This window comes from Streptomyces apricus, from assembly GCF_008369065.1.
In the GTDB taxonomy this organism is placed as follows: domain Bacteria; phylum Actinomycetota; class Actinomycetes; order Streptomycetales; family Streptomycetaceae; genus Streptomyces; species Streptomyces apricus.
Genome location: NZ_VDFC01000047.1, coordinates 513472 through 518200, shown reverse-complemented (window position 1 = coordinate 518200; position 4729 = coordinate 513472). Strand labels below are relative to the sequence as shown.

The 4729-nt window shown below is 75.4% G+C and carries 3 protein-coding genes and 2 pseudogenes; 3 read left to right on the top strand and 2 right to left on the bottom strand.

Annotated elements, in window-relative coordinates; translation table 11 throughout:
• Positions 1-529 (bottom strand): TIGR03089 family protein (locus FGF04_RS28730; RefSeq protein ID WP_149514425.1); only part of this gene is annotated, 529 nt, incomplete at its 3' end.
• 127 nt (positions 530-656) lie between these two features.
• Here FGF04_RS28730 and FGF04_RS28725 point away from each other — a divergent pair.
• A pseudogene (locus FGF04_RS28725) lies at positions 657-2125 on the top strand (peptidoglycan recognition protein family protein).
• Between the two features lie 110 nt (positions 2126-2235).
• Positions 2236-3318 (top strand): mannose-1-phosphate guanylyltransferase, encoded by a 1083-nt coding sequence (gene manB / locus FGF04_RS28720; RefSeq protein ID WP_149514215.1) that lies wholly within the window; start codon positions 2236-2238, stop codon positions 3316-3318.
• Positions 3319-3420: 102 nt separating this feature from the next.
• Here the strand turns inward: manB and FGF04_RS28715 are convergent, their stop codons facing one another.
• On the bottom strand, positions 3421-4437 hold the full coding sequence (locus FGF04_RS28715) for a DNA-3-methyladenine glycosylase family protein (protein ID WP_149514214.1): 1017 nt from the start codon (positions 4435-4437) through the stop codon (positions 3421-3423).
• An 87-nt stretch (positions 4438-4524) separates the two neighbouring features.
• Between FGF04_RS28715 and FGF04_RS40695 the strand changes: the two are divergent.
• A pseudogene (locus FGF04_RS40695) lies at positions 4525-4729 on the top strand (IS5/IS1182 family transposase); the annotation flags it as partial.

Genomic DNA, 4729 nt, shown 5'->3' with positions numbered 1-4729 from the left:
CCTCCGCCCCGCTCAGCTCCGCCCCCGCGACGACGAGCGCCGCCGCCTCCGGGTCCACGGGCCCGTACGGCCGGAAGACGTCCCCCTGCCCCGGCACCTCGACGGCGTAGTCGACGTACCCGGACGGCACCTGCGCGAAGCGCCGCCCCAGCGGCGCGAGCGACAGCGCCACCCGCTCCCCGGAGCAGGCGAGCCCGTCCTCGAACCGCCCGGGCCCGGCGACCACGTGGTCCGCGCTCCCGGCGTCGCCCCCGACGTCCGCCACCACCCCCACCGAGGAGCACGCGAGCAGCCACACCGCCGTCTGCCAGTGCGCGGGCAGCAGCAGCGCCACCCGTTCACCGGGTTCGGCGCCCAGCTCGCCCTGGAGCAGGTTCGCGGTCTTGGCCACCCAATTGGCGAAGGTGGCCACGGACAGTTCGACCCGTTCCCCGGTGGCATCGTCGTAGAAGGTCACCAGGGGGCGCGCGGGATCCGTGGCGAGCGCGGATCGCAGCAGGTCGGCAGGGGTGCGGTCGGTGGCGTTCACGGGACGCAAGCGTACGCGCGCCCCGGCCCGGGCGGAGCGGCGAGGGCACCGGTTCGGCGGAACGCAGCCGACGGCCCGTCACATCCTGGATGGACAGATAAGTACCACTATGTTCAGGATCAGGGGCATGCGTGGACACCTTGCTTCCTCGATCGTCGTCACCTGCGCGGCCGCCCTGGCGCTCCCGCCGGCCCTCTCCCCGGACGCCGCGGCCGCCCCTTCGCCGGCCGGCGGGAGGACGGCCGAGCGAGCGGTACGCACCTACCCCGCACACCCGGGGGCGGCGACGCCCCCCGGTGGCGCCGCCGCGATCCCGGGCAGCACCCAGTCCCTGCCGCTGGCCCCCCTGCCCTGCGCCGGGGCGACCGCACCCTGCCCCCCGCGGCCGCCCCGGCGCAGGGCCTGGTGCGGCGGGACGTACGGCACTTCTCCCTGGTGGGCGTCGTCTGGGACGACCCGGCCAGCGAACTGCACGGCCGGGTCCAGGTCCGTACCCGCGCCTTCGGCACKACCACGTGGTCCCCCTGGCAGGACGTGGACGTCCACAACGGCGAGCACGCGGCCGACCCCGGCACCCCGGAGGGCACCTCGCGGCGGGTGCGCGGCTCCACGGCCCCGCTGTGGGTCGGCGACTCGGACGGGGTGGAGGTCCGCGTCCAGGGGGAGGCGGACGGCAGGACCGGCGCCGACGGCAGGGCCGTCACCGCCGAACCCCTGCCCCGCGGCCTGCACGTCGAACTGGTCGACCCCGGCGCCGAACCCCCGCCCCAGGGGCCCGGGCCGAACGCCTCGCCCGTCGCCGCCCTGACCGCCGCGGCCGCGGCCTCCTCCGCGGCCAACGCCGAACTCGCGCCCCTCGGCGCCACCGAGATCCCGGCCCTCGGCCAGGAGCGGACCCGGGCCGACCTGCTGGCCACCCGCGGCGAAGGGACCGGGACGGCGGGTGCGGCCGACACGGCGGACGCGGGCGCCGCGCAGGGCGCCAGGCCCTACATCGGAGCGCGCCCGCGGATCGTCACCCGGCGCGGCTGGGGCGCCGACGAAGGGCTGCGCGAGCGGGACTTCAGCTACACGAAGACGGTGAAGGCCGCCTTCGTCCACCACAGCGCCTCGGGCAACAACTACCGCTGTGCGCAAGCCTCTTCGGTCATCCGCAGTATCTACCGCTACCACGTGAAGAGCAGCGGGTGGCGTGACATCGGCTACAACTTCCTCGTCGACCGGTGCGGAAACATCTACGAGGGCAGGGCCGGTGGCGTGGCCAAGCCGGTGACGGGCGCGCACACGCTCGGTTTCAACAGCAGGAGCATGGGGATCGCCGTCCTCGGGAGTTTCGGCTCCGCGAACCCGCCCGCCGCCGCGGTGAAGGCCGTCGCCCGGCTCACGGCGTGGAAGCTCGGCCTGCACGGGGCGAACCCGCGCGGCAAGACCTACCTCAAGTCGGGGGGTGGAAACCTGTACCGGAAGGGGAAGAATGTGCGGCTCAACGTGATCTCCGGTCACCGGGACGGGTTCGCCACCGAGTGCCCGGGCCGCAAGCTCTACGCGAAGCTCGGCAACGCCCGCGCCACGTCGGCCCGTTACCAGGGACGCTGAGGCCGGGCCGCCGCCCTTGCGGAGGCGCCCCACCGCCATCGAAACGTTCTGCACGCACCGGCCGGACGGCACCGCGCCCGACCGGCCCCGTCAGGAAGCAGAGACGACAGGTGACAGAAGCGATCCTCCTGGCCGGCGGCAAGGGCACCCGGCTGCGCCCGCTCACGGTGCACACGCCGAAACCGATGGTCCCGGCGGCCGGGGTGCCGTTCCTCACCCACCAGCTGGCCCGGGCGAGAGCGGCGGGCGTCGAGCACGTCGTGCTGGCCACGTCCTACCTGGCCGAGGTCTTCGAGCCGCACTTCGGCGACGGCTCGGAGCTGGGGCTCCACCTCGAATACGTCACCGAGGAGGAGCCCCTCGGCACCGGCGGCGCCATCCGGAACGCGGCCTCCCGGCTGACCTGCGCCCCCGGCGACCCCGTCCTGGTCTTCAACGGGGACATCCTGACGGGCCTGGACATCCGGGCCCTGGTCGCCACCCACCGGTCCTCGGGCGCGGACGTCTCGCTGCACCTGACCCGGGTGACGGACCCGAGGGCGTACGGGCTGGTCCCGACGGACGGGACGGGCCGCGTGCAGGCGTTCCTGGAGAAGCCGCGGACGCCGGAGGAGATCGTCACCGACCAGATCAACGCGGGCGCGTACGTCTTCCGCCGGTCCGTGATCGACGCCGTCCCGGCCGGGCGCCCCGTGTCGGTCGAGCGGGAGACGTTCCCGGACCTGCTGGCCGCCGGCGCCCACCTCCAGGGCATGGTCGACTCCACGTACTGGCTGGACCTCGGCACGCCCCAGGCCTTCGTGCGCGGCTCCGCCGACCTGGTCCTGGGCCGGGCGCCGTCCCCGGCCGTCCCGGGGCGCTGCGGCGACCGCCTGGTCCTGCCGACGGCCACGGTCGCCTCCGACGCCAAACTGACCGGCGGCACGGTCGTGGGCGGCGGCGCGCGGGTGGGCGAGGGGGCGCGCGTCACGGGCAGCGCGATCCTGGCGGGCGCCGTGATCGAACCGGGTGCGGTGGTCACGGACTCCCTGGTCGGCGCCCGCGCCCGGGTGGGAGCCCGCTCGGTCCTCACCGGGGCGGTCGTCGGCGACGGGGCGACGGTGGGCCCGGACAACGAACTCCGGGACGGCGTACGGGTCTGGTGCGACGCCCGCATTCCTGCGGGGGCGCTCCGGTTCTCGTCGGACGCATGAGGGTGTTGCGCGGGTCCGGTGGGGGCTGGTCGCGCAGTTCCCCGCGCCCCTGAAGGACGGGGCTGCGCCCCTGTCCTTCCCCAGGGCCGGCGGGGGTGGCCCTCACAGCCTGCCGATGTCCCCGCGGGTGCGCTTCGGCTGCCGTCGCGCCGGTGTCCGCCCGCTCAGCAGGATCAGCCGGACGGCCCGGTGCCGCTGCCCCGCGTACGGCTCCAGCAGCGCCAGCATGGCGGAGTCGTCCGCGTCCCGGTCCCCGGCCAGCGCGTACCCCACGATCCCGGGCAGGTTGAGGTCCCCGACGGTCACCTCGTCCGCCGCCCCGTGACTGCGCTGCACCACCTCCGCCGAGGTCCACGGCCCCACCCCCGGCACCAGTTCGAGCCGCCGGCGCGCGGCCACCGGGTCCAGGGCCGCGGCCTCCTCCATCCGCCGGGCCACCCGCACGGCCCGCAGGATCGTCGAGGACCGCTTGTGGTCGACCCCGGCCCGGTGCCACTCCCACGAGGGGATCAGCGCCCAGACCCGCGGCTCGGGCATGACGTACAGGCGCCGCCCGGCGGGTCCCGGCCCGGGCGCGGGCACCCCGTACCTGCGCACCAGCGTGCGCCAGGCCAGGAAGGCCTCGTCGACCGTGACCTTCTGCTCCAGGATCGAGGGGATCAGTGCCTCCAGCACCAGCCCGGTGCGCGTCAGCCGCAGCCCGGGCCGCCGGTGCCGGGACAGCGCGACCAGCCGGTGCCGCGGCTCGAAGGCCCCGGGGTCGTCCGCCTCCCCGAGCATCCGGGGGAGCTGGTCGAGCAGCCACTCGGCGCCCGGCCCCCACGCCTCCCCGTGCACGACCCCCGCGCGGGCGGACACCCGCAGGGTGCCGGGCCCGAACGGGGTGAGGCTGGCCCGCCACACGGACCCGTCGGGCGTCGCGCAGAAGGTGGGATCGGCGGGGCCCCGCCGCAACGGCCCGAGCACGAGCCCCAGGTCCAGCGGCCAGGGCGGCACCCACGCGCGCGTGCGCCCGCCGGTGCGCGGGCCGGCGTCCGGCGCCGGCCGGGGCGAGGGCACACCGGCCCGCCCGCCGCGCACGGTCGCGCGGGTGGGCCGCTGTTCGAAGCGTCCGGCCACGGATGAGGTCCTTCAGAAGATGTTCACGGATGCAGGAAGCACCCTAAAGGGTGTTGCATAAGGCCGTGAACTGGGCATCTCCGGTGTATGGCTGGGGTGCTGAGGGCTGAACGCGTGTGGGTGGAGACGTTCACGGGGCTGCGGTGGCAACAGTTCGGGCGGCTGCTGAAGGCGGTGCGGGAGCGGGGTGGCAACGGCACCCTGCAGGGCAGGCCATGGGCTCTGCCGCTGGCTGAGCGGGTCCTGATCGTGTCTGTCTACTACCGCACGAACCTGACCATGCGACAGCTCG